Genomic DNA, 21,778 nt, shown 5'->3' with positions numbered 1-21,778 from the left:
GCCATCATGTCCTGCGTTACGGTTCGTGTTCAGGCCGACACATTCGATGCCACCCACGAAACTGCGCTGCTGCTGCGCAGGCGTGACGACGTGGGGGGGGTGGGCGCGTTTACCGGCATTGTCCGCGGGGGCGGCGGGCTGGTGGCGCTGGAACTGGAACACTACCCCGGCATGACCGAGTCCATGATGCGGCAGATCGCCGAATCGGCCTGCACGCGATTCGGCCTGACCGGCTGCACTGTCATCCACCGCGTCGGCCGGCTGGAGGTGGGGATGCCCATCGTGCTGGTGCTGTGTGCGGCAGCACACCGCAAGGCGGCGCTGGAGGGGACGGAGTTCATGATGGACTGGCTCAAGACCAGTGCACCCTTCTGGAAACGCGAAGAATTCTCAAACGGGCGCAGTGAATGGGTCCAGCCCCGCGCGCAGGATGATGCCGCGACGGCACGGTGGGGCACGCTGGGAACATGACGGGAAGGGGGAGGAAAATTTAAAAAATATTCTCCCCATTTCATGTCTTGACGCAAGCTTGCCCGCTGATTCGGAAGATCAGTCCACAATTTGTCCCCACACATTATGTAGTGCAATGCGGTACCGTTTACTCCATATATAGGGGGCAAAATCATAAAACCTCACCGCACGGCACAGGATCGAAAGGCCCTGTGCGTTGGCGTGAGCCAATGACGGAGAATGTAAATGGTCCTGGATGACGTATCTGGAGGCATGCCCGATCGTTCGGCCAGTGTGGACGGGACCATCCAGGGAAAGGACAGTACGACGATGTCTGAAATGTCTGACATGCTGGATAACGTGGTCCAGTTGCCTGGCCACCATCCCGTTCGCGTGGACCATTCCCGTGATGCGCTGCTGACGGCGTTTGGCAAGGCGACGCTGGACAACCGCTATCTGCTGCCCGGTGAAAGCTATCAGGACCTGTTTGGACGGGTCGCGTCCTATTACGGGGCGAATCCTGCCCATGCGCAGCGGCTGTATGACTATATCTCGCGTCACTGGTTCATGCCGGCGACGCCGGTGCTGTCCAATGGCGGCACCACGCGTGGCCTGCCGATTTCGTGCTTCCTGAACGAAGCCAATGACAGCCTGCGCGGCATTGTGGACCTGTGGAACGAAAACGTCTGGCTGGCGTCCAAAGGCGGGGGCATCGGCTCCTACTGGGGCAACCTGCGTTCGATTGGTGAAAATGTCGGCCGCAATGGCAAGACATCGGGCGTCATTCCCTTCATCCGCGTCATGGACAGCCTGACGCTGGCGATCAGCCAGGGGTCGCTGCGTCGTGGGTCGGCTGCGGTGTACCTGCCGGTCTGGCATCCCGAAATCGAGGAATTCATTGAACTGCGTCGCCCTACGGGTGGCGATCCCAACCGCAAGGCGCTGAACCTGCACCACGGCGTGCTGGTGCCCGATGCATTCATGCGCGCGGTGGCCGATGATGATGAATGGGCGCTGCTGTCGCCCAAGGACAATACGGTCATCCGCAAGATCTCGGCCCGTTCGCTATGGATCCGTATCCTGACCGCGCGGATGGAACAGGGTGAGCCGTACATCATCTTTTCCGACCATGTGAACAATGCCCGGCCCGAACACCACAAGCTGGCTGGGCTGGAGGTCAAGACATCCAACCTGTGCGCGGAAATCACCCTGCCCACGGGCATGGACCAGCACGGGCGCGAACGCACGGCAGTGTGCTGCCTGTCGTCGCTCAACCTTGAAACGTGGGATGAGTGGAAGGACAATCCGCAGTTCATCGAGGACGTGATGCTGTTCCTTGACAACGTGCTGCAGGATTTCATCGACCGTGCGCCCGACGACATGGAACGCGCCCGGTACGCCGCCATGCGCGAACGGTCCGTGGGGCTGGGGGTCATGGGATTCCATTCCTTCCTGCAGGCCAGGGACGTACCCTTTGAAAGCGTGGTGGCCAAAAGCTGGAACCGTCGGATCTTCAAGCATATCCGCGCGCAGGCCGATGCCGCGTCGCGCAAGCTGGCGGAAGAGCGCGGGCCATGCCCCGACGCCGCCGATTACGGCGTGATGGAACGTTTTTCCAACAAGATGGCGATCGCCCCCACCGCGTCGATTTCCATTATCGCGGGCAATGCCAGCCCAGGGATCGAACCGATTGCGGCCAACGTGTTCCTGCAGAAAACGCTGTCGGGATCGTTCACGGTGCGCAACCGCCACCTTGACCGCCTGCTGACGCAGAAGGGCCAGAACACGAACGAGGTCTGGTCTTCCATCACCCTGAACAAGGGCAGCGTGCAGCATCTCGACTTCCTGACCCAGCAGGAAAAGGACGTGTTCAAGACCGCGTTCGAACTGGATCAGCGCTGGGTGATCGAACATGCCGCCGACCGCGCGCCCTTCATCTGTCAGGCGCAGTCGATCAACATCTTCCTGCCGGCCAACGTGCACAAGCGCGACCTGCACCAGATCCACTACATGGCGTGGAAGCGGGGGGTGAAATCCCTGTATTACTGCCGTTCGCTGTCCATCCAGCGTGCCGACGCCGTCAGTGACGGACAGGAAAAGCGCGACATGACGAAAACGGAAGGCGATACGCCGCCAGCCACGACCACGGATTACGAGGAATGTCTGGCCTGCCAGTAAGGCAACGGTTTCATGTATTGATCTGAATTCATTTATATAAATTTCTGGTTTTAATATATTGAATGACCTGAACGGGCTGTTTCCATGTATGGGGCGGCCCGTTTTTTAAATCATTATTGTGTCTGGACATGGGATTGACGTGCTGTCTATCGTTTTGGGTGTCGGGACTCTGCCCGGCGCCCTGGAAACATGCACAGGACAGGCATGGCCATGACCGATACAGCCCCCGGCGCGGATGTCAGGATACAGTACGCACCCAGCCTGCTGACCGCCAGTCCCGTCTACAAGCCGTTCCGTTACCCCTGGGCCTATGATGCCTGGCTGACGCAGCAGCGTGTCCACTGGTTGCCTGAAGAAGTGCCTCTGGCTGATGATGTGAAGGACTGGCATCGCACGCTGACGGACGGGGAACGGCATCTGGTGACCCAGATCTTCCGCTTCTTTACCCAGTCGGATGTGGAGGTGAACAACTGCTACATGAAGCACTACAGCCAGGTGTTCAGGCCGACTGAAGTGCTTATGATGCTGTCGGCGTTTTCGAATATCGAGACGATCCACATTGCTGCCTACAGTCATCTGCTCGACACCATCGGCATGCCCGAGACCGAGTATTCCGCGTTCCTTAAATATAAGGAAATGAAGGATAAATATGACTACATGCAGCAGTTCACCGTCAGCGATACCTACCAGATCGCCCGGACGCTGGCTGCCTTTGGCGCGTTTACCGAAGGGCTGCAGCTTTTTGCGTCCTTCGCCATCCTGCTGAACTTTCCCCGCCATAACAAGCTCAAGGGCATGGGGCAGATCGTGTCGTGGTCGGTGCGTGATGAATCGCTGCACTGTGATTCGATGGCCCACCTGTTCCGCGTGTTCATTCAGGAAAACCCGGAAATCTGGACCGATACCCTGCGTGATGACATCCGCCAGATCTGTCGGGACATTGTCGAGCACGAGGACGCATTCATCGACCTTGCGTTTGAGATGGGCGCGGTCGAGGGACTGGATGCGGCGCAGGTCAGGCAGTACATCCGCTTTGTCGCCAATCGCAGGCTGGGCCAGCTTGGGCTGGATGGCCTTTATGATATTGCCGCCAACCCGCTGCCATGGGTGGATGAGATGGTGAACGCGGTCGAACACACCAATTTCTTTGAAAATCGCGCAACGGAATACAGCCGCGCGGCAACCACCGGATCGTGGGACGAAGCGTTCGCGGACTGAAGGATAAAACCTTACAACTGACTGAAAAACAGAAGTTCCGGATGCTGGCTTTTTCAAAAAGGCGGCGCTGACCGAATCGTTGTGGCGTGCAGGATATTCCGCAACGCGCCTTACGGCAGGGCTACGCCATCTTCCAGCACCGCACGGGCGGCAGGGGTGAATTCACCATTTCCTTCATGCAGGATCAGGCCGGGCAGCATTTCGCTGCCGGCGCGGGAATTCACGCGGCCCTGCACCAGCACGATCCGCGCGGCATGTCCCTGACGCGGCCAGAAGGGAAAAATCCGGATGCGGCCAAGCCGCGCGCGTTCCATGGCCGCGATGCCCGCGGACAGCAGGCTGGCGGGCAGGGCGAGTGTCAGGGTGCCATGATGGCGCAACTGGTCTGACAGCGCACCCACCCACGCCGCCAGCATGCCTGCGGGCAGGCGACGGGCAAGGTCACGCTGCATGTGTGGGGAAGGCGACGAGTCATGCCCATGCCATGGCGGATTGGCGAAGGCATGGTCGATGCGCCGGATGCCTGGACCCGACAGGAGCGGGTCATCGGGCAGGGCCGGAATGGCTGCCACCCGCACGCGCAGGTCGTGGCGTCCGTTCAGTGCCAGGTTGTGCCGGGCCAGACTGGCGGTGGCGGGGTCCTGTTCCAGCCCGACTCCCGCAAGGCGAGGTACCCGATTCGTCAGGCACAGCAGTCCCGCGCCCGCGCCGCACCCGCCTTCCAGCACGACCTCTCCGGCACGTGCAGGCACGAAAGCGGCCATCAGAACCGGTTCCAATCCAGTCCTGTTTCCGGTCGGAAACTGGCGATAGACCACCTTTCCCCCCAGCAAAGTGCCCGTCGTGACCGGGGCGTCGCCCATGGGGGGCAGGGACTGCGTACCATCAGTCCCATGCGGTGTGTGTGCGTGGTCTGGCTTGACCGTTATTCCAGCGCCGCCCATATACTCATATCTATGTTCATACATTCGGAACCGGGAGAGTAACCTTTTGGCCCTAGCAGTTAGTCTGCCGGAATCCGACGAAACGGCAAGTCAGAAAGACGAAGGGGCTCGCCGCCCGATGGCAGATGGATCAGAAGTCGCCCTGCGTGAGCTGGCGGAATATCTTGCAGACGACATGGCCGCGTGTAACCGCGCCATTGTCGAGCGGATGGACAGCCCGGTTGCGCTTATTCCCCAGCTGGCAGCCCATCTGGTCGCCGCGGGTGGCAAGCGGTTACGGCCGCTGCTGACGCTGGCGTCCGCACGGTTGTGCGGCTACCAGCCCGACGCCACGCACCAGCGGCACGTGGCGCTGGCGGCATGCGTGGAATTCATTCATACCGCGACCCTGCTGCATGATGACGTGGTGGACGAAAGTTCGCTGCGTCGCGGCATGGCCAGCGCGAATGCGGTATTCGGCAACAAGGCATCGGTGCTGGTGGGCGACTTTCTGTTCGCCCGTTCCTTCCAGCTCATGACGGATGATGGCTCGCTCAAGGTCATGAATATCCTCTCATCCGCTTCCGCCACGATCGCGGAAGGGGAAGTGCTGCAGATGTCCACCCAGAATGATCTTTCCACGCAGATTGATCAGTATCTGGAAGTCATTCATGGCAAAACTGCGGCGCTGTTCGCTGCTGCCTGCCGTGTTGGCGCAGTTGTGGCCAACCGGGAAGGGGCGGAAGAGCATGCCCTGGAATCCTACGGCACCAATCTGGGCATGGCGTTCCAGCTGGTGGATGATGCGCTGGATTATGCAGCCGATCAGGCCCATCTGGGCAAGACGGTGGGCGATGATTTCCGCGAAGGCAAGATTACCCTGCCGGTGCTGGCGGCCTATGCCGCCGGGTCGGAGGAAGACCGTGCCTTCTGGCATCGCGTGATTGAGGAAAGTGAACAGCGTCCCGAAGACCTTGACCACGCGCTCAGGCTGATCGAGCAAACCGGGGCCATCCGCATTACCCTTGACCGGGCAACGGAATACGCCACGGCCGCACGCGAGGCGCTGGACATCTTCCCACCCACCCGCCTGCGCCAGCTTCTGCAGGATACGGCCAGCTATACGGTCAACCGCCTGCGTTAAGCGGACGTTTCAGGCTGACCGTCTGACAGGAATGGACAGTTTCCGGATGCCGCCTTTCTTCGGGAAGGCGGCATTTTTTTATGGGGACCATCTGGAAGCCTGCCCTTTGGGCAGATCTGCAGATTATCGAAAAGTTTCTCGTGACCGTTTTTCCGACAGCTTCGGGAAATGTCGTCTTTCTGAAACAAAGCTGACCCATCAGTTCCCGCCCGTTCAGGAAAGGAGGGTCAGGTCCTCCCCAAACAGGAAGGGCGCATCTGCTGCGTAACCCATCCTGCGCAGGCCGGGCAGCAGGGCAGGGAGGTCGGTCGGCATCGCGGTAAAAAAGACCCGTTCCGGTTCCGGTGACCGGACGGATGGGGCTGCGCCGCCGCACTGGGTCAGCACACGGGCGGTCTGGCGCGCAACGGCCGGGGCGGGGTCCAGCCACATGATATGTGCAGGCCCGGTGTCACGCATCACGTCCAGCAGGAAGGTGTAGTGCGTGCAGCCCAGCCCGACCACGTCAATCCGGTTCCCGCCCGGCTGGCGGAACAGGCCATCAAGTTCTGTCTTCAGTTGTTGCCGGTCCGGAGGTGTGCCGCGGAAGGAGGCTTCCGCCATGTCGGCCAGTCCCCGCGCGCCATAAGCAAGCAGGGTGCAGTCGGGCGCGAAACGCACGCTCAGGTCATGCAGGTAGGGACGCCTTACTGTGGCGCGCGTGGCCAGCAGGCCGATCGTGCCGGTGCGGGTATGGTCCGCCGCCCATTTTATCGGGGGCACACACCCCACGAACGGAACATCATAGGTGGCCCGCAGGCTGTCCAGCGCCAGCGTACTGGCGGTATTGCAGGCCACCACCACCACATCGGGGCGCAGGCGGGCAATGGCCTGACCCAGCAGGCGGACGATTCGCTGCCGCAGCGGCCCATCAGCCTGTTCACCATAGGGAAAGACAGCCGTATCCGCCAGATAATCGACTGTGATCCCGGGCAGGAGGTCGCGGATGCGGGCGACAATTCCCAACCCCCCGATACCGGAATCAAAAGCGAGGATACGCGCCATCGACCCGTCCGTGGTTCAGGCCCCGGCGTCCCGTCTGGCCTTCAGTTCCAGGGCTTCTTCCGCGCTGCCCACGCCGCCATGCTTGGCCGACCATGCGCAGGGATTTTCCAGGAAGCGGCGGACTTCGGCGGCATCCTGTTCCGAGAAGTAAGGCTTGCCCGCGCAGGCCTCCAGCACATCCCACCACGTGCACAGCGCATGCAGGCTGATGTCCATGTCCGCCAGCGTGCGATAGGCGCCGGGGAACACGCCGTAGAAGAAGACCACGAACGTGTGGTCCACGATGGCGCCCGCCTTGCGCAGGGCATTGGCGAACTGCACCTTGGATGACCCGTCGGTCGTCAGGTCTTCCACCAGCAGGGTGCGCATGCCCTCGGGCACATCACCTTCGATCTGGGCATTGCGGCCAAATCCCTTGGGCTTTTTGCGCACATAGGCCATGGGGGCCATCATGCGGTCGGCAATCCATGCAGCGAAGGGAATGCCCGCCGTCTCGCCGCCCACCACGGCGTCAATGCTTTCGTACCCCACATGGCGGCCGATCTTTTCCACCGCCAGTTCCATGATCTTCTGTCGTGCGCGGGGGAAGAAGATGATACGGCGGCAGTCGATATAGACCGGGGATTTCCAGCCGGATGTCAGGGTATATGGGTCATCGGGGCGGAAGTTGACGGCCTTGATTTCCAGCAGCAGGCGCGCCGTCATAAGTGCGGCGTCGCGATCCCATGCGGTTGTGCCTGTTGAAAGTCCAGCCCCGTTCCCCGTGGCGTCGTGCATACCCTGTCTCCGGCCAAATGATATGTGGTGTCGTCAATGACAGCACAGACGATTAACCGCAACAGATGCGAAAATCCATCTATGTGCGCGGGGTGTGGGCGGAATTGCCAAAAAAAGCCATGTCGGAAACATAACGTGACCCGATCAGCCGAGTGTGAGGCCATGCGTACCTTGCCCCATGGGGGTATTCGATCTAATATCCCAATACTGATAATCATTCTCACCAATGGGTCATCGCATCGTGTCTGTTGAAAACAGTCGCATCTCTCGCAAGTGCGAGCGTGCCGTAATCACCGCCTATCAGGAACTGCGTGGCGTAGGGACCAGCGATGTGTCGGCTTTCCACGCCTGCACCACCCTGTACCGTATCCACCATCCCGAATCCTCGCTGAACGAGGCGCGGCGACTGGTGTCGGAATGGATCGACCACCACGTGATCCAGAAACGTCCTGGCCCCACCAATGGCTGTGAATGTGACTGATCCGTCCGGGTCGGGAAGACTTATATAAAAAAAGGCAGGCCACATACTGGCCTGCCTTTTTTTATATACCCGGACATGATGCTGCGGGATGCCCTGGCATCATCCGGTCCGTTCTTCAGTCCCTGCCGGACGGATGTGATATCCGTCCGGCAGGGGATTCAGTCAGCCCCGCTTGTCAAACGGCACGAAGTTGCGTTCGGGCGATCCGGTGTACAGCTGACGGGGGCGGCCAATCCGCTGGCCCGGTTCCTCGATCATTTCCTTCCACTGGCTGATCCAGCCGGTGGTGCGGGCCACCGCGAACAGCACGGTGAACATGCTGGTGGGGATGCCCATGGCCTTGAGGATGATGCCGGAATAGAAATCGACATTCGGATACAGGCTGCGCTTGACGAAATATTCGTCGTGGATGGCGATCTTTTCCAGTTCGATCGCAAGATCCAGCAGCGGATCGTCCTTGATCCCCAGTTCGCCCAGCACCTCATGACAGGTGGCCTGCATGATCTTCGCACGCGGGTCGAAGTTCTTGTACACCCGGTGGCCAAAGCCCATCAGGCGCACGCCGCTGTTCTTGTCCTTCACCTTGGCGATGAATTCGGGAATGTTGTCCTTGTGCCCGATTTCGGCCAGCATTTTCAGCACGGCCTCGTTGGCGCCGCCATGGGCAGGCCCCCACAGTGCTGCGATACCGGCGGAAATGCATGCGAACGGGTTTGCCCCGGTGGAACCGGCCAGACGCACGGTGGACGTGGACGCATTCTGTTCATGGTCCGCATGCAGGATCAGGATACGGTCCATGGCGCGCGCCAGAACCGGGTTGATCTTGTACGGTTCGCTGGGAACGGCGAACATCATGGACAGGAAGTTTTCCGCATATGACAGGTCGTTGCGCGGATAGATGAAGGTTTCGCCCTGTGTATATTTATAGGCCCATGCTGCAATGGTCGGAATCTTGGCGATAATGCGCATGGCCGACTGGTAACGGGTGGCCGCGTTCGAGACATCCAGCCCTTCATGATAGAAGGAGGACAGCGCCCCCACCGTGCCACACAGGATGGCCATGGGGTGGGCGTCACGACGGAAACCGTTGAAGAAATTGCGGATCTGTTCATGCAGCAGGGTGTGATGCTTGATGGAATTCACAAACCCGTCATACTGCGCCGTGTCCGGCAGTTCGCCGTTCAGCAGCAGGTAGGCCACTTCCATGAAGGTCGCCTGTTCGGCCAGCTGCGCGATGGGGTAGCCGCGATGCAGCAGGATACCCTTTTCACCGTCAATGAACGTGATCTTGCTGGAGCATGAAGCCGTTTCGCCATAACCGGGGTCATAGGTGAATACCCCCGCCTGCGCCGGCAGCTTGCGGATGTCGATGACATCCGGCCCCAGCGTGCCTGACAGCACCGGCAGGGCAACATCCTTGCCGTTCAGCGAGATTGTGGCGCTTTTTCCGGACTCGCTCATCTACAACACTCCTCTTGGGTGCCGGTCCCGCGCACATCGGGGCAGGGCGGCACATGTCTCCAACCTCCGGGCATCCTGTCGTTCGTGCGACAGTTGGTATGTCTGCCCAAATTTATATGCCCGTGCGCCGCAGGGGCGGCGCTCAGCGGGCCTTGGCACTGACGATAGGAACGAAAACCCCGTCGTGGCAATCCGTCCCCCCCGCCTGAGGCAATGACATTATTGGCAAGACAGGTCCTGCAGGCGGATATCCCCGTCTTCTGCCTGATTCCAGGCTTTCGTGGCGGTAAAGCAGGCCATTGCGGCCGGTGGGAAGCCCTGATGCAGCGCATTTTCCGCATCGGGCGGACAATGACGCGCAGCCCAGTGCGCAACCAGTGCCTGCAGACCGGGATTGTGGGCTAATATCATGATATTGTTTACTTTATCCGGCACCTCATACAGCAGGTCGCGAATGGTTTGCGGGGCTGCGTCATACAGCGCGTTCACATATCGGATATCGGGTTGCCGATCGCCATAAAATGATCCGATCGCCTCCAGCGTCTGGCACGTGCGCATTGCCGGACTGACCATGATCAGGTCGGGCGCGAAATGCCGCGCCCGCAGCACCGCGCCCTGACGGGCGGCGCTCTGGCGGCCGTGTGGCGTCAGGGGACGGGTCAGGTCCGCCTGCATGCCCATTTCGCCAAATGGGGCAGGGGCGGCCTGCGCGTGGCGCATCAGCACCATCCGCCGGGCGACTGGCGGGCTGCCTGCGGGCATGTCGGCCATGGGGAACTATCGCCCTTCGCTGGCGGCAATGGCTTCGTGATGGCGGATGACCTCGCGGATGATGAAGGCAAGGAATTTTTCGGCAAAATCCGGATCCAGCTGCGCTGACTGGGCCAGCTGGCGCAGGCGCGCGACCTGACGGGATTCCCGCGCGGGATCTGCGGGGGGCATGTGGTTGGTCGCCTTCAGCTTTCCCACCGCCTGCGTATGGCGGAAACGCTCGGCCAGCATATAGATCAGGGCCGCATCGATATTGTCGATGCTGCGGCGCAGTTCCTCCAGCTTGGACTGCGCGGCGTCCTGCGTGGCCTGGGTGGTGTTCATGGGGGAAGGCTCTCCTGAAGGTATGGGAATTCTTGTGGTCTGCCGGGTTCTTACACGATGGGCGGCAGGTCGATCCATGCCAGATGGCCACCTTTGCCCGCGCCGGTATCGGTAAAGATGGCCCGTCCGCCCATCCTGCCCTGCCGGACCCATGGCCGCCCGTCCGTGGACCGGCGGTCATGCCCGCAATAGACCGTGTAGCCCGCCGGGATGTGATCGACCCAGTTCAGCCGGCGTTCAGGATAGCCGTCTTTCTGCATCCGGCCCGTCGTCTCGCCAAACAGCGCGCGCGACAGCAGCGGGGTTACGGTTCCCAGCCCCGGCGGCGGCAGTTCGCCCAGCATGCGCACGTGAAAACCGCCATGCACGAATATCGACTGCCCCAGCACGATCCACGCGGGCGCATGCGACAGGTCCGCCAGCGCGCGCTGGAACACGTCGCTGTTTTCTTCCGCCGTGAACTGGGTCAGCGTTTCCATCAATGGCGGGTCGCGACGCATCTTGCGGCCCTGCAGCGCGCGGGCCAGCTTGCGGTCATGGTTGCCCAGTATGAACAGCCCGCGCCGTTCATCAATCAGCTGCTGCATCAGGCGGAACGCCCCCGCGCTGTCGGGACCGTAATCCACCAGGTCTCCCAGCTGTATGACAAACCGGTCGGTCGCCGCTGCGTGGCGGAAGGCATACAGGTCGCCATGCACGTCCCCCACCACGCGCAGGGGGCGTCCGGCCAGCAGGTCCCTCAGCGGATGCGTCGGCAGGGCGGGGGATGGTGGTGGCTCCCTCGCCGGGGGCGGCGGGGGCGTGCCTTCCCGTGCCATGACAGGCCTGTGAGAGGGAAATCGGCGTCTCAAACGAAAATCCTCTCCTGCTTTTATGGCGGTGCCGTGTGCCGGTGCCCCCTGATTGTGTCCTGTTGCCTATTATTCACAAGATTGGCCGCCTTGCACTAGGGGACTGGCCAGGAATGTATCTTTAATGACACAAAACGGTTGCATACGGGTAACGACAATTCTGCCGTGCAGCAGGACATATTGCTAAAAATACATACCAAAAATACACCCCGCGCATACCCGCTTCGTGATGGAGCAAACGTGAAACCAGTCACCGGAGTCAGGGCGCCGTGTCACACTCTTTTGTTGTGACGTCGCCTGCCGGAGGGAGAACAGATGATGGCGTCATGCTGAAGTGAAACGCAACGCCTGCGCATGCGGTGCAAAGGGAATACCCACAGCGCATGTGGCGGCTAGGCATATCGGACCGGTGCAAGGCAGTATGGGGCAATGCAGGCCCCGCCCGACCGTGGCTGAGGCATACGACATATCCGGCGCAGGCTGGACATAACGATAAAAGTTTTGAGGGAAAGTTCATGATCGACCACACCCGAATCCGGAATGCGGCGCTCCGGGCCAAGATCACTACCGCCGAGCAGGCGGCCTCCCTTGTCCGTCCGGGCAGCACGGTTGGCACCAGCGGCTTTACCGGCGCGGGTTATCCCAAGGCCGTGCCGCAGGCGCTTGCCGCCCTGATGGAACGTGAACACGCCAAGGGTAATGAGTACCGCATCCGCCTGCTGACCGGGGCGTCAACCGGACCGGAACTTGATGGCGCGCTGGCCAAGGTCAACGGTATCTCCTTCCGTATGCCGTACAATTCCGATCCCGGCCTGCGTGCGCGCATCAACAAGGGCGAGACGGAATACCTCGACATGCATCTCAGCCACGTGGCCCCCATGGCATGGGCGGGCTTCTTTGGTGAGATCGACACCGCCATCATCGAAGCTACCGCCATCCGTGAAGACGGCAGCATCGTGCCGTCTTCCTCCGTCGGGAATTCCAAGACATGGCTCGACACCGCCAAACAGGTGATCATCGAGGTCAACAGCTGGCAGGACGCGGCGCTGGAGGGGATGCACGACATCTGGTATGGCGCGGCCCTGCCGCCGCATCGCCAGCCCATCCCGCTGCTGCGCCCCGATGACCGGATTGGCGGCACGTCGCTGAAGGTGGACCCCGACAAGATCGTGGCGATTGTCGAAACCAACGCGCCAGACCGCAATGCCCCGTTCTCCCCGCCGGACGAGACCGCGCGCGGCATCGCGGGCCACCTTATGGAATTCTTCCGCCACGAAGTGAAAATGGGCCGCCTGCCGCCGTCGCTGCTGCCGCTGCAGTCCGGCGTGGGCAACGTGGCCAATGCCGTCATGGGCGGGCTGGAAGAAGGGCCGTTCAATGACCTGACCGCCTATACGGAGGTCATTCAGGACGGCATGCTGGGCATGCTGGAAACGGGCAAGATGCGGGTTGCGTCGGCCACCGCGTTCTCCCTCAGCCCGGAAGCCGCGGAATCGCTCAATGCCCGCATGCGGGAATTCCAGAAGAAGATCATCCTGCGCCCGCAGGATATCAGCAACCATCCCGGCCTGATCCGTCGCCTTGGTTGTATCGCCATGAATGGCCTGATCGAATCGGATATCTATGGCAATGTGAATTCGACCCAGATCATGGGTTCGAAAATCCAGAACGGCATCGGCGGATCGGGTGACTTTGCCCGTAACGCCTATATTTCCGTGTTCATGACGCCGTCCACCGCCAAGGGTGGCAAGATTTCGGCCATCGTGCCCATGGCGTCCCATGTTGACCACATCACGCAGGATTCGCAGGTGCTGGTGACCGAGCAGGGCCTGGCCGATCTGCGTGGCCTGTCGCCCAAGCAGCGCGCTGAAGTCATCATCGCCAACTGCGCGCATCCCGACTACCGCCCGATGCTGCAGGATTATTACAAGCGCGCCCGTGCGGGTTCGTTCGGCCAGCAGTCGCCGCATCTGCTGAACGAAGCCCTGTCGTGGCACCAGCGCTTTATCGATACCGGCAGCATGATGCCGTAATCATTCCGCATGGAAACGGCATGCCTGCGGGGAAGGTGGCGGATTGTGACCGCCCTTTCCCACACAGGTACGTCTTACTGTATAAAGAGGCCTGCGGGAGAATGGTTCCCACAGGCCTTTTTTATTCCGGACCGGATGCCGGATTAAAAGTCGGAAGCTTTTGGTAAAGCTTTTATCTTTTAGTAACAGTATTTTACGCGTTGGGTGTGTCCACCATTTCAGAGGCGCGTTCCAGATCGACCGACAGCACGCGGCTGACACCGCGTTCCTGCATTGTAACGCCATACAGCCGGTCCATATGCGCCATGGTCAGCTGGTGGTGGGTCACGACAAGGAAGCGCGTGCCCGCTTCGGCAACCATGTCGCCCAGCAGGGCGCAGAAACGCCCCACATTGGCGTCATCCAGCGGTGCATCCACCTCATCCAGCACGCAGACGGGGGCCGGGTTGCAGCGGAAGACCGCGAAAATCAGCGACAGCGCCGTCAGCGCCTGTTCCCCGCCCGACAGCAGGGACAGCGTCGCCAGTTTCTTGCCCGGTGGCTGGGCATAGATCTCCAGCCCGGCCTGCAGCGGATCGTCATTGCCCACCATGCCCAGATGCGCCCGTCCGCCATTGAACATGCGCGAAAACAGGGACTGGAAATGCTGGTCGATCTGGGAAAACACGGCCATCAGCCGTTCGCGCCCTTCACGGTTCAGCTGGCCGATCATGCCGCGCAGGCGGGCAATGGCGGATTGCAGTTCGTCGCGTTCGTGCAGGATGGTGTCGATCCTGCCGGACGCATCCTGCGCCTCAAGTTCGGCACGCAGGTTGACGGGGCCCAGATCGTCGCGCTGGCGCGTCAGGCGGGCCACCTTGCGGCGCAGGCTGGTTTCGGCGTTCACGCTCAGGTCCGCAGGGATCACGCCGGCAGGTGGCTGCGATTCCGCCTGTAACTGCGCCAGAATCACCTGCGCCTGTTCACGCCTGCCTTCCGCGCGGACCAGTTCCTCACGCGCGGCGGTCAGGACGTCCTCTGCCGTGCGACGGCCTGCCTGCAGTTCGGACTGGCGGTCCTGTGCCTGCTGCAATGCGGTTGCCGCCACGTCGTGGCTGGCCGCATACTGTTCCAGTTCGGTTGCAATGGCATCGCGCCGCGCGCGCACGGCCACGGGTTCCGGCGCCAGGCGTTCATATTCGGCCTGCGCATTGCCCAGCCGGGCCAGGGCGGCTTCGGCTTCCAGCATTGCTGCTTCGACACGGGCGGTCCACTGTGCCATTTCCTGCGCCGATGCCTCGAAACGCTGGCGCAGGCTGGCGTCTTCCGCCTGCAGGCGCGCCAGCATGTCGCGGCGTTCATGGTCCTGCGTGCGCAGGGCTTCATCGTGCGTGCGCAGTTCAGCCAGCGCGTGGTCCAGTCCGGCAATGTCCGGCAGGGCCGCCAGCCGCGTCCGTGCGGCGCTTACCGCCTCATCCGCCTGCTGCATGGCAAGGGACAGATCCGCCATCCGCGCACGGCGGGCATCCAGCCGTGCGCCGGTTTCGCGCATTTTCTGGTCCATGGCCGCGCGGGTGGCGCGTGCATGGTCCAGTTGCGCGGTCGTGGTGTCCACCGCGTCGCGGGCCTGCCGCAGGGCCTGCTCCGCGTCGGTGGCGGCACTCGCGGCCCGTTGCGCGGTCCCTTCGGCAATGTCGGGGGCGGGCAGGGCGGCAAGGTGTTCGCGACGGGTTGCCAGTTCGGTCGCCAGCGCGTCACGGTCGGCTTCCAGCCGCGCCAGTTCGGGTTGCATCGCCTGCAGGCGGGTTTCGGCCTCGCTATGGCTGGACATGGTGGCCTGCAGGGCCTGACGGGCCTGTTCCACCCGGGATTCGGCCTGCTGTCGGGCGGTGCGCAGCCCGCTTTCATGTGCCTGTGCCTGCGTGGCCTGCGCGCTGGCGGCCTGCTGTGCCTGTTCCAGCTGTGCCAGATCCGGCAGGCTGGCTTCCTGTGTCTGGGCGCGGGCGCAGGCGGCTTCGGATTCCTTCAGCGCGGCGTTCGCCGTATCCTGCTGCACGGCCAGCGTATCGATCTGGGCGGCGACAGTTGCATGCCGCCGTGACAGGTCGGCTTCCTGCGTGCGGCAGGTTTCCAGCGTGTTTTCAGCACCTGCGCGGGATGTGCGGGCGCTCTCCAGTGCCTGCGCCGCCTGCTGGCGGGTCTGGCCTGCGGCGGTGGCGGCCTGTTCCAGCGCCGGGACTTCCGTGCGTGCCTGTTCCAGTTCGGTGCGCAGCGTGCGCAGGCGGCCAAGCTGTTTCAGCCGCAGTGCCGCGCGTCCGGGCAGGTTGGGGGCCTGTGCATAGCCGTCCCACCGCCACAGTGCGCCATCGCGCGTGACAAGGCACTGCCCCGGTGCAAGGGCGGCCTGCAGTCCGGCCCCATCCATGCCATCGGGCAGCAGTCCGGCAGCACCCAGTGCGCGGAACAGGGCGGGCGGCGCGTCCAGCAGGGCGGAGAGTGGCTGGATGCCAGCCGCGGGGAAGGGGGCGGGCGAGGTCGCGGGCAGGTCATGCCATTCACGCGGGGCCTTGCCCTTCAGCGTTGCATTCAGCCCGTCCGACAGCACAACGGCCAGCGCCGTTTCCAGCCCGGTCGGGACATGCAGGCTTTCCGCCAGCGTCACCCCGGAATCCGGCGCGTGTTCCGTATCGCTATCGCTCTGCAATGCACGGGCAAGGCCGTCGGCTTCCGCTTCAAGACCCGATAGCGTGGCGCGTGCCTGCGACAGGCGGCTGGCGCAGGCTTCGTCGTCGCGGGTGGCGGCAACGGCGGCCGCCTCGGTCGTGGCCATGTGCTGGCGCGCCGTTTCCAGCGCGTCTTCGGCAGCTTCGCGCCGGGTAACAAGGGACTGCAGGTCCGCATCCGGCACGGCCTGCGCGCGCAGGCGTTCCATGCTGGCGGCCAGCGTGTCCACTTCATCCTGTGCGCGCTGCCGTGCCGCGCGTGCGGCACGCAGGGCTTCTTCCGCGCCCTGCCGGGCAGATCGGGCATCCTTCAGCCGGGCATTGGCCTGTATGTCCGCCTGTGTGGCCTGCGCGCGGGCTTCTTCCGCGCCATCCAGTTCGGCGCGGATGGCGGCGAGCGCGGCCTCCGCGTCCCCCACCACCTGCGTCAGGCGCTGGCGCTCGGTTTCGGGCACAAGGCTGGCACGGGCTTTTTCCACATGCGTGCGCACGCTGGCGATATTGCGTTCCAGCGTGTCCAGCCGGTCCCGCACCGCATTGGCGTCATGGGTTGCCTGTTCATGCACGCGGCGGCTTTCGGTGGCGGCATTGCGGGCAAGGCCAGCCTGCAGCACGGCTTCAGAATGGGCGTGGGTTGCGGCTTCACGCGTGGCCAGCGCTGCGGTCGCGTCCTGTTCGGCCCGGGCTATCCGTGCGTCATGTTCGGCAATCGCCGCCTCGGTCGGCATGGCGGATTCAAGGTCCGTGATTTCGGCGGCCAGTTCCGTCTGCTGGGCCACAAGGCGTTCATGCGCCGTGGTCGCGGCATCCAGCGCGTCGCGCGCCTGCGTGGTCTGAAGCTGGGCTTCGCGCAGGGTGGTGGTCGCCTGTTCCACGCGCGCGGCCATATCCGTCATGGCCTGCGCCAGTTCCGCGCGTTCCGCCTGCGCCGTTTCACACAATGCGGGCAGGGCGGACAGGCGCTCTTCCACCTGCGTGCGTTCCGCCGCCAGCCGGTCGCGCATGATGGTGGCGTCATCGCGCCGGGCAAGGGCCGCCGCATGCACGGTTTCGCATTCCGCAAGCCGCGTGCGGGCTGTTTCCAGCGCGGATTCGGCGCGGGCCAGTTCTTCGGCAATGGTTTCGGCGCGGACCTTGAACCGTTCAAGTTCGGTGCGGCGCGTATCCAGTTCCTCACGCAGCGCGGGCAGCGTCCGGGTGACTTCGTAATCCGCGATTACCGCACCTTCGGTCACTTCCTCGGCGGCTTTCAGGTCGCGGCGTGCGGCATGCAGCGCGGTTTCGCTGTCGGCCACGGCCTTGTGCGCGCGGGCATGCAGCAGGGCAAGCAGGGCGGTTTCCGATTCCCGCAGCCCCTGCGACAGTTCCCGGTAAAGGCCCGCCTGTTCGGACTGTTCCTGCAGGTCGCCCAGCCGGGCCTCAAGCTGGATGCGCAGGTCTTCGGCGCGGGCAAGGTTGGCTTCGGTCGCGCGCAGCTTCAGTTCGGCTTCGTGCCGACGGCCATGCAGGCCGGTAATGCCCGCGGCTTCTTCCAGAATGGTGCGGCGTTCTTCGGGACGTGCGTTGACCAGCGCCGAGACGCGGCCCTGGCTGACCATGGCCGATGACCGCGCACCCGACGCCAGATCGGCAAACAGCGTCTGCACGTCGCGCCCGCGCGTGGTGCGGCCATTGATGCGGTAGCCGCTGCCGGCGCCCCGTTCGGCCCGCCTGCAGACCTGCAGTTCGTCCTGCCCCTGAAAGGGCGGGGGCGCGACGTCGGCCGCGCCATCCAGCGTCAGGGTGACCTCGGCCATGTTCCGTGCTGCGCGCGCGGTGGTCCCGGCGAAGATCAGGTCATCCATTTCCCCGCCGCGCAGCGAGCGGGCGTTGGTTTCCCCCATGACCCAGCGCAGGGCCTCGACCACGTTGGACTTGCCACAGCCATTCGGCCCGACAATGCCCGTAAGTCCTGGCAGGATATCGACGGAAACCGGGTCGGCGAAGCTTTTGAATCCTGCAATGCGCAGCCGGACGAAACGGGCGGTCATAACGGAATGGCCCCGATCACTGTGCGGCCGCTTCGACCTTTTTGGCGAACTCCTCGTAATTCAGTTCCTGCGCCACCTGTTCCTTGTCATTGAAGCGGAAGGTCGGCGTGCCGTCGATCTTGTACTGCGTCTGCGCGCGGTCTTCCTCGTCCATGATGGCGTGGCGCAGCTTGTCGTCATGAACGGTCTGCTGGAACGTATCGGCGGACATGCCGGCCAGCGCGGCCATTTTCTGGATCTGCTCTTCGGGGTTCACGTCCTTGCCGAATGCCCAGCGGTCCTGGCTGGACAGCAGGGCCAGCACGAAGGGTTCATATCGTTCGGGTGGCAGGGCGCGCGCCACCATGGATGCGGTCAGCGCCACCTGGTCCAGCGGGAAATCACGGAAAATGTAGTACACGCGTCCCGTATCGACCAGCCTGGTGCGGATTTCGGGAAATACCTCGGCGGCGAAGCGCGCGCAGTGCGTGCACGTCAGGGAGAACCATTCCTCCACATGCACCTTGGCCGACGGGTTGCCCACCGCGCGGATGGACAGGCGAGGGTCGGCGGCCTGCGCCACGGCCCTGCCGGACAGCAGGCCGCCGCTGGTGATCAGCGCGGGGGCAAGGGCAAGCAGGGTGCGGCGTTTGATGGGCATCACGGGTCACTCTCCGGTGTGGAACTGTGTGGGGGATAAATCCCCGGCGCGGCGAGTGTAAAGAGGCGACGGGCGCGCGTAAATCCATTCCACGCGGCAAGGGCACGCCCGCGGGCACGGGCGTGCCGGCCTGTCAGGTGGCCGGTGGCGCCTCGTGCGGGGGCAGGCGCACGCGCACGCGGCGGATATGGCGGGCATCCGCCTCAAGGATACGGAAAACCATGCCGCTTTCGTGGGTGACGACCTCGCCACGCGTCGGCACGTGACCGGCCAGACGGAAGACAAGGCCGCCCACCGTCTCGATCTCGGCCTCGCGTTCCTCCCGCGTCAGGATCGGGCCGACCTTTTCCTCGAACATGGCGACAGGGGTGCGGGCGTCCACATCCAGCGTGCCGTCGGGCCTGTCGCGCATCATGTTGACCGTCGGTTCGTCATGTTCGTCCGATATGTCACCCACGATTGTCTCGATCAGGTCCTCGATGGTGACCAGCCCGTCGATGCCGCCATATTCATCAATCACCAGCGCAAGGTGGACGTGGCGCTGGCGCATCTGCAGCAGCAGGTCCAGCACCGGCAGCTGCGGGGCCACCATAAGCGGCTGGCGCAGCAGCGGCTCCATGCGGAAGGCTTCGGACGTGCCGACATAGGCGATCAGGTCCTTCACATGGATCATGCCCACGATATCATCAAGCTGGTCACGATAGACCGGCATGCGGGAATGGTTTTCCCGGCGCATCATGGCCAGTGCCTCGTCCAGGCTGATATCGACGGGCATGGCCACGATATCGGCGCGCGGGATCATCACGTCATCCGCCGTGATCCCGCGCAGGCGCAGGACATTGGCCAGCAGGGCGCGTTCCTGCCGGTCCAGTTCGGATGACCGGGGATCGGCCTCGTCCCCCGCCGCGTCATCGGCTTCCTTGACCAGCGCGGCAATGGAATGGCGCAGTCCCTGTTCGCCGCGCTTGCGGCTGAACAGCGACAGGAATCCCTTGCCGCGCGACCCGGACGGAGGTTCCCCGCCCGCCTCACTGCCATTACGGCTCATGACCGTATCCCCCGGGTGGTGGCCATGCGGCCCTGTTTCCACGGGTTGGCGATGCCAAGGGTGGAGAGGGTGCTGGCTTCGAGCATCTCCATCTCCCGCGCTTCGCCGGGGTGGTGATGGTCATGCCCGGCCAGATGCAGGACGCCGTGAATGACAAGGTGGGCCAGATGGGCGGCAACCGTCCGGTCGGCCGCGCGGGCTTCGCGCACCACCGTTTCGAACGCGATGATGATGTCACCACCCCACAGGCCGCCACCCGCATGGACGGGGGCGTATTCGAATGTCAGGACATTGGTGGGCTTGTTGCGCCCGCGATGACGCCAGTTCATCTGCGCCACCGTGCGGTCATCGGCCAGTACGACCGTGACCGGTCCGTGGCAGCCCGTGGCCCGCAGCGCGGCACCTGCCGCGCGCGCCACCAGCCGCGCCGGATGCCGGACGGCGCGGTTCCACCGCCGGTCCGCCACGGTTATGTCGGGGCCGTCCTGTCCGGCCGGAAGGACGGGCATGCCAGCCCGTCCCGCTGCATCCGCGACCCCGCCGGAATGGGCGGGGCCTGTGCTACTTCGAGGTTTCATCGTTCTCCTGCTGCGATCGCGCGTGCCGGGGGCGGTGCTCTGCCCCGGCGCGCTGATCGTATGCCTCCACTATACGCGCCACCAGCGGGTGGCGCACCACGTCACGCGATTCAAATCGCATCATGCCGATCCCGGGCAGGCCGTCCAGCGTTTCGACGGCTTCCCGCAGGCCGGATGTCACGCCACGCGGCAGGTCAACCTGGCTCAGGTCGCCAGTAATGACCATGCGCGTGCCTTCCCCCATGCGGGTCAGGAACATCTTCATCTGGGCGGGGGTGGTGTTCTGCGCCTCATCCAGAATGACAAAACAGTGCGCCAGCGTCCGCCCGCGCATGAACGCCAGCGGCGCGACCTCGATTTCCCCCGTGCCCATGCGCCGGATCATCTGGTCGCCCGGCATCATGTCATGCAGCGCATCATAAAGCGGGCGCAGGTAGGGATCGATCTTTTCCTTCAGGTCACCAGGCAGGAAGCCCAGTCGTTCGCCCGCCTCGACCGCAGGTCGCGACAGGACGATCCGGTCCACCTGTCCCGCCTGCAGCATGGCCACCGCCTGCGCCACGGCCAGATAGGTCTTGCCCGTGCCCGCAGGCCCCAGGCCAAACACCATTTCCTGCCGTGCCAGCATGTCCATGTACTGCCCCTGGCCCACGGAACGCGGGGCGATGGGGCCGCGGCGGGTCATGATGGTGGGCAGGTCCGCAAGCGACGGGCGGGCGGGGGCCACGGGGGTGCGTGCATCTGTCATGGCGGGCATGTCCGTTGTCGCGGGGGATGGGGCCGACAGGGCGTGGGCGGCGATGCGGATGGCGGTGTCCACGGCGGCGGTATCCACCACCTGTCCCGCGCGGGCGCGGCGGTAGAGTTCGGTCAGCGTGCCCTGCGTCAGCCCCACCCGCTGGGCCGCGCCCGTAATGGCGATGCGGTTGCCGCGGCAGGACAGCCGGACATCAAATCCACGTTCAAGATGGAGGAGATGACGGTCATGATCCCCCACAAGCTGCGCCAGAAGCGCGTTATCCTCAAACTGCAGGGTCACGGTGCGGTCATTCGCCGCAGCCGCACCGGGGGAGGGAGGACGCCGTCCACCGCGACGGGGCGCGTGGAGCGTGGATTGTGTCTGTT

At 63.5% G+C, this 21,778-nt stretch carries 18 protein-coding genes; 6 read left to right on the top strand and 12 right to left on the bottom strand.

Annotation, left to right across the window (positions count from 1 at the left end; genetic code table 11):
• Window positions 1-6: 6 nt before the first annotated feature.
• From B7449_RS00750 to B7449_RS00740, 3 genes are all read left to right on the top strand, one after another.
• Window positions 7-471 carry a molybdenum cofactor biosynthesis protein MoaE gene (locus B7449_RS00750; RefSeq protein ID WP_039735599.1) on the top strand — a complete coding sequence of 155 codons (465 nt, stop codon included), beginning with the start codon at window positions 7-9 and terminating at the stop codon, window positions 469-471.
• Window positions 472-696: 225 nt separating this feature from the next.
• Complete coding sequence (locus tag B7449_RS00745; protein WP_039735598.1) at window positions 697-2,628, top strand: ribonucleoside-diphosphate reductase subunit alpha; 1,932 nt, start codon at window positions 697-699, stop codon at window positions 2,626-2,628.
• 210 nt (window positions 2,629-2,838) lie between these two features.
• A complete protein-coding gene (locus tag B7449_RS00740; RefSeq protein WP_039735615.1) occupies window positions 2,839-3,846 on the top strand; it encodes a ribonucleotide-diphosphate reductase subunit beta in 1,008 nt (335 codons plus the stop codon).
• 110 nt (window positions 3,847-3,956) lie between these two features.
• On the opposite strand, the gene B7449_RS00735 is transcribed toward B7449_RS00740, so the two are convergent.
• On the bottom strand, window positions 3,957-4,709 hold the full coding sequence (locus tag B7449_RS00735) for a tRNA1(Val) (adenine(37)-N6)-methyltransferase (protein WP_048883119.1): 753 nt from the start codon (window positions 4,707-4,709) through the stop codon (window positions 3,957-3,959).
• A 199-nt stretch (window positions 4,710-4,908) separates the two neighbouring features.
• Between B7449_RS00735 and B7449_RS00730 the strand changes: the two genes are divergently transcribed.
• Window positions 4,909-5,913 carry a polyprenyl synthetase family protein gene (locus B7449_RS00730; protein ID WP_039735596.1) on the top strand — a complete coding sequence of 335 codons (1,005 nt, stop codon included), beginning with the start codon at window positions 4,909-4,911 and terminating at the stop codon, window positions 5,911-5,913.
• A 213-nt stretch (window positions 5,914-6,126) separates the two neighbouring features.
• On the opposite strand, the gene murI is transcribed toward B7449_RS00730, so the two are convergent.
• Together murI and B7449_RS00720 are read right to left on the bottom strand one after the other, a co-directional pair.
• Window positions 6,127-6,957 carry a glutamate racemase gene (gene murI / locus B7449_RS00725; RefSeq protein WP_039735595.1) on the bottom strand — a complete coding sequence of 277 codons (831 nt, stop codon included), beginning with the start codon at window positions 6,955-6,957 and terminating at the stop codon, window positions 6,127-6,129.
• 15 nt (window positions 6,958-6,972) lie between these two features.
• Window positions 6,973-7,734, bottom strand: a complete 762-nt coding sequence (locus B7449_RS00720) for an orotate phosphoribosyltransferase (RefSeq protein ID WP_039735593.1) — start codon at window positions 7,732-7,734, stop codon at window positions 6,973-6,975.
• Between the two features lie 226 nt (window positions 7,735-7,960).
• Between B7449_RS00720 and B7449_RS00715 the strand changes: the two genes are divergently transcribed.
• A complete protein-coding gene (locus B7449_RS00715; RefSeq protein WP_010508037.1) occupies window positions 7,961-8,215 on the top strand; it encodes a hypothetical protein in 255 nt (84 codons plus the stop codon).
• A 162-nt stretch (window positions 8,216-8,377) separates the two neighbouring features.
• On the opposite strand, the gene gltA is transcribed toward B7449_RS00715, so the two are convergent.
• The 4 genes from gltA to B7449_RS00695 all read right to left on the bottom strand — a co-directional run bounded on the left by gltA (window position 8,378) and on the right by B7449_RS00695 (window position 11,589).
• Entirely contained in the window at window positions 8,378-9,676 is a 1,299-nt protein-coding gene (gene gltA, locus B7449_RS00710; RefSeq protein ID WP_039735592.1) for a citrate synthase, read from the bottom strand.
• 219 nt (window positions 9,677-9,895) lie between these two features.
• Window positions 9,896-10,447: a SixA phosphatase family protein gene (locus B7449_RS00705; RefSeq protein WP_039735591.1), complete on the bottom strand. Its 552-nt coding sequence runs from the start codon at window positions 10,445-10,447 to the stop codon at window positions 9,896-9,898.
• Window positions 10,448-10,453: 6 nt separating this feature from the next.
• The gene (locus tag B7449_RS00700; protein WP_039735590.1) at window positions 10,454-10,771 is read right to left on the bottom strand and encodes a chorismate mutase; all 318 of its coding nucleotides are present in this window, start codon (window positions 10,769-10,771) and stop codon (window positions 10,454-10,456) included.
• Between the two features lie 50 nt (window positions 10,772-10,821).
• Complete coding sequence (locus B7449_RS00695; protein ID WP_082084709.1) at window positions 10,822-11,589, bottom strand: metallophosphoesterase; 768 nt, start codon at window positions 11,587-11,589, stop codon at window positions 10,822-10,824.
• 548 nt (window positions 11,590-12,137) lie between these two features.
• Here B7449_RS00695 and B7449_RS00690 point away from each other — a divergent pair.
• The gene (locus B7449_RS00690; RefSeq protein ID WP_039735384.1) at window positions 12,138-13,655 is read left to right on the top strand and encodes an acetyl-CoA hydrolase/transferase family protein; all 1,518 of its coding nucleotides are present in this window, start codon (window positions 12,138-12,140) and stop codon (window positions 13,653-13,655) included.
• A gap of 193 nt (window positions 13,656-13,848) precedes the next feature.
• Here B7449_RS00690 and B7449_RS00685 read toward each other — a convergent pair whose 3' ends face one another.
• From B7449_RS00685 to B7449_RS00665, 5 genes are all read right to left on the bottom strand, one after another.
• A complete protein-coding gene (locus B7449_RS00685; protein ID WP_039735385.1) occupies window positions 13,849-18,387 on the bottom strand; it encodes an AAA family ATPase in 4,539 nt (1,512 codons plus the stop codon).
• Window positions 18,388-18,403: 16 nt separating this feature from the next.
• Window positions 18,404-19,027 carry a thioredoxin domain-containing protein gene (locus tag B7449_RS00680; RefSeq protein ID WP_039735386.1) on the bottom strand — a complete coding sequence of 208 codons (624 nt, stop codon included), beginning with the start codon at window positions 19,025-19,027 and terminating at the stop codon, window positions 18,404-18,406.
• 133 nt (window positions 19,028-19,160) lie between these two features.
• Window positions 19,161-20,075, bottom strand: a complete 915-nt coding sequence (locus B7449_RS00675) for a hemolysin family protein (RefSeq protein WP_039735387.1) — start codon at window positions 20,073-20,075, stop codon at window positions 19,161-19,163.
• Window positions 20,072-20,584 (bottom strand): rRNA maturation RNase YbeY, encoded by a 513-nt coding sequence (ybeY, locus tag B7449_RS00670; protein ID WP_039735388.1) that lies wholly within the window; start codon window positions 20,582-20,584, stop codon window positions 20,072-20,074. The genes B7449_RS00675 and ybeY overlap by 4 nt, the downstream gene beginning before the upstream one ends.
• A gap of 52 nt (window positions 20,585-20,636) precedes the next feature.
• The gene (locus tag B7449_RS00665; RefSeq protein WP_039735390.1) at window positions 20,637-21,692 is read right to left on the bottom strand and encodes a PhoH family protein; all 1,056 of its coding nucleotides are present in this window, start codon (window positions 21,690-21,692) and stop codon (window positions 20,637-20,639) included.
• Between the last annotated feature and the right edge of the window lie 86 nt (window positions 21,693-21,778).

This window comes from Komagataeibacter intermedius TF2, assembly GCF_000964425.1.
GTDB classification, from domain to species: domain Bacteria; phylum Pseudomonadota; class Alphaproteobacteria; order Acetobacterales; family Acetobacteraceae; genus Komagataeibacter; species Komagataeibacter intermedius.
The sequence above is the reverse complement of the archived record's forward strand: the minus strand, read 5'-3'. Positions and strand labels throughout refer to the sequence as shown.